This is a genomic window from Bacteroides sp. AF25-5LB, from assembly GCF_003602965.1.
Classification (GTDB): domain Bacteria; phylum Bacteroidota; class Bacteroidia; order Bacteroidales; family Bacteroidaceae; genus Bacteroides; species Bacteroides uniformis.
The window spans coordinates 1-3,478 of the sequence record NZ_QTMC01000037.1 but is presented as its reverse complement, the minus strand read 5'-3'; the positions used below and the strand labels follow the sequence as shown (position 1 = coordinate 3,478).

General features: G+C 35.3%; 3 protein-coding genes. All 3 read left to right on the top strand.

Annotation, left to right across the window (positions count from 1 at the left end; translation table 11 throughout):
* The first annotated feature begins 149 nt into the window (after positions 1–149).
* From DWY57_RS20540 to DWY57_RS20530, 3 genes are read left to right on the top strand one after another with little or no spacing between them, the layout of a single operon-like run.
* On the top strand, positions 150–1,403 hold the full coding sequence (locus tag DWY57_RS20540) for a site-specific integrase (RefSeq protein ID WP_008024682.1): 1,254 nt from the start codon (positions 150–152) through the stop codon (positions 1,401–1,403).
* The gene (locus DWY57_RS20535; protein WP_229091420.1) at positions 1,396–2,349 is read left to right on the top strand and encodes a tyrosine-type recombinase/integrase; all 954 of its coding nucleotides are present in this window, start codon (positions 1,396–1,398) and stop codon (positions 2,347–2,349) included. Before DWY57_RS20540 ends, DWY57_RS20535 begins: the two co-directional genes overlap by 8 nt.
* 5 nt (positions 2,350–2,354) lie before the next feature.
* Complete coding sequence (locus DWY57_RS20530) at positions 2,355–3,371, top strand: site-specific integrase (RefSeq protein ID WP_008024684.1); 1,017 nt, start codon at positions 2,355–2,357, stop codon at positions 3,369–3,371.
* The last annotated feature ends 107 nt before the right edge of the window (positions 3,372–3,478 follow it).

The following is a 3,478-nucleotide window of genomic DNA, read 5'->3' as shown; positions in this document are numbered from 1 at the left end:
TTCTTATGCCAACAAATTTATTATGCAAAGTGACTTAAACTAAATCGCAGCTACAAAAGTAATTATAAAAATATAATCATTTATTTCTTTACATAAGAATTTCATTAATTTAAGTGCGGTGATATTGCCACAACTTAAATTAATGACGTATGAATGATCACTCAACAACTTTTGAAGCAGTCACATCCTCTATGCTGAAAATCTTAAAAGAGGATTTTTCTCGTACAGATAGTACATTGGAAGGCTATGCATGGAAATGGAATCAATTAAGGCAGTTCATGGAGAACAATGATTTGCATTCCCTCACCCCTAAAGTCTGCGATGATTTTTTATCTTCTCTTTATGGTTCTAAAGATTTAACTTCATTAAAATCTGGTGACAAGAAATTTTTATCCGCTATCTTACTCCTGAAAAATTACCTCATTACAGGCCAAGTTATTCCAAGAAAAGTTCCGGTAGAATTGAAAGGAGAGATTGGCAGTTTGATGATGCAATATATATTATCTCGAAGTCAAGAACGCTTGTCCGGACACACTATCTACAATCACAAACAAATATTCCATCGTTTCCTTGATTTTCTAACATCTGCAAAAGTAGCCTCCATAGAACAAGTTGAGATTACCCACATCATTAAATATCTTAATACCATTGGTACTAAATATAAATCTGTAGCAAGTATATCCATCCATATTCTACGTAACTTTTTCCGATATCTATATGAACACAAAATTATAGATATGGATTTAGCGGCATTTATTCCAAAAGATAATTATAAGAAACAGCCTAAGCTACCGTCAGCTTACACTTCTGAAGAAATAAAAAAGATAGTGTCTTCTGTGGATAGAAGTACGACTACAGGAAAACGTAATTACTCAATTATTCTATTAGCCACAATGCTTGGTTTGAGGGCTTCTGATATAGCAAATTTAAAGTTTGAAAATATATTGTGGGAGGATAATGCCATACGTTTAATCCAGCATAAAACAAATAAGGAATTAGAACTGCCACTTCTACCGGAAATAGGCAATGCTATTATTGAATATCTACGGTATGGACGTCCAAAGTCCCAGTCATCATATATATTTCTCTTGGCACGTTCTCCCTATACTCACATAAACCAACCGGTCATATCCCAGATAGCCAAGAAATATTTTCTTAAAGCCAACGTAAATATAAAGAACAAGCATCATGGCGCACATGCCCTTCGACATTCCTTAGCGACACTTCTTTTAGAAGAGCAGGTAAAGCTCCCTGTTATAAGCGAAGTTTTAGGGCATGAGAACACGGAATCAACAAGTTATTATCTAAGAATAGATATCCAATCACTGAAAAAATGCTCCCTTGATGTATCACCTGTATGTGAAAACTTTTATACCCAGAAAGGAGGCTATTTTTATGAATAGAAATTTTAAAGGCATTTACGCCTCATTGATAAGAGAGTTTGTGAGCTTGAAGCGCAGTATGGGATTTAAGTATATTGGGGGAGAGTTTGTCCTGACTTTATTTGATAGATTTACTATTGAAAGAAATGAGACTGCAATAGGTATTACCAAGGAGTTGTCAGATGCATGGTGCAAGGAACGTGACAATGAATCCAATAGTTACCATTATCGTAGGTGCTATATTTTAGGTGCTTTCTCTTCGTTTCTTAACAAAAAAGGAATCCGCTCATATATACCAAGAACCCCGTCATTGAGAAATACCTTTATCCCTCATATCTTTTCATCAAAAGAGATAGAACGAATTTTTACGACATGTGATAATATGCAAAGTGGAAATAATGATATGAGATCCTCTTTTTTTATAATGCCTTCACTGCTTCGCATGTTATACGGAACAGGAATACGCATAGGTGAAGCCTTGTCTCTGCTCAATGAAGATATTAATCTTGAGGAAGAATACTTCATTTTACGAGATACAAAAAACGGCAAAGACAGGATTGTCCCATTTTCCACTTCTTTAGCAGAGGTTCTTAAAGATTATGTTGTACATAGAAACAGATTACCCGTAAAGATATCAGATACTACTCCCTTTTTTATCACACTTAAAGGAAGGGCTTGTGACAGGGATAGCATATATCGTCGATTTTGCAAAATACTCATTCAAGCAAACATTCCCAAAGACCGCATACGTCTGCATGACTTGAGACATACATTTGCCGTTCACTCTCTTGCTAAAATGGCTGAAGAAGGTATGGATTTATATTGTTCTTTGCCGATCCTATCAACTTACCTTGGACATCAATCTTTGCGGGCGACGAATAACTATGTTCGGCTTACGTCAGAGATGTATCCCGAATTAATTAGAAAAATAGATATCATTGGTTTTGATATTTTCCCTAAAATGTGACATTTATGAAACCTACAAATTTTTCAAAATATCTAACAGACTTCCTTCTCCGGTATTTGCCCCATGAAAGAGGAGCAAGTACTAATACGATCCATTCATACAGGGACACATTTACCTTATATCTGGTATACATGGAAAGTAAAGGTGTAAAAGCTGAAAAACTGACAATGGAAAGTATAACAAAAGAGAATATCTTGTCCTTCCTTGATTGGTTGGAAACAAAAAGAAGTTGCTGTACATCAACACGTAATCTTCGCCTTGCTGCCATACAATCATTTTTTAAGTACCTCCAATATCAGAGTTCAGACCATCTATACGAATATCAAGAAATAATGGCTATAAATAATAAAAAGAGTGTCAAGCCTATTATGAACTATCTAACGGTAGAAGAGATGAAGATTCTTCTGCAACAACCAGATACGACCAAACCTAAAGGTCGTAGGGATCTGGCGTTATTGTCACTTATGTATGATACAGCGTGTAGAGTGTCAGAAGTAATAAGCCTAACTCCGCAATGTGTTCGATTAGATGAACCATATACTGTAATAATCACGGGAAAAGGGAATAAAAATAGAGTTGTACCAATGCTTGAAGAACAGTTGGATATACTGAAAATATATATGAAAGAGAATGGATTGTTGAGATCAGAATGTCTACAACATCCGCTATTTACAAACTGTTGGGGCGAAAAGCTGACAAGAGCAGGGGTGGCGAATATACTGGATAGATACATCAAAAAGGCAAAGCTACTTCATCCCACGTTAATGAAGGGGAAAATAAGCTGTCATAGTCTTAGGCATAGTAAGGCAATGCATCTGTTACAAGCTGGGGTTAACTTAGTTTATATTAGAGATATTTTGGGGCACGTGAATGTGCAAACTACAGAAATTTATGCAAGAGCGGACTCAAAAGTGAAACGGGAGGCTATAGAAAAAGCTTATATTAAAGTTGTTCAGGAGGTGGATACTAAACCTATGTGGCAAGGAAATGAAAAGTTAATGGATTTTTTAAAGTCTTTCTGATGAAAATATTATGCAAAGTGATGGAGATAAATCTTTTTATAATTACTTTTGTAGCTGTGATTTAGTTTAAGTCACTTTGCATAATAAATTTGTTGGCATAAGAAATG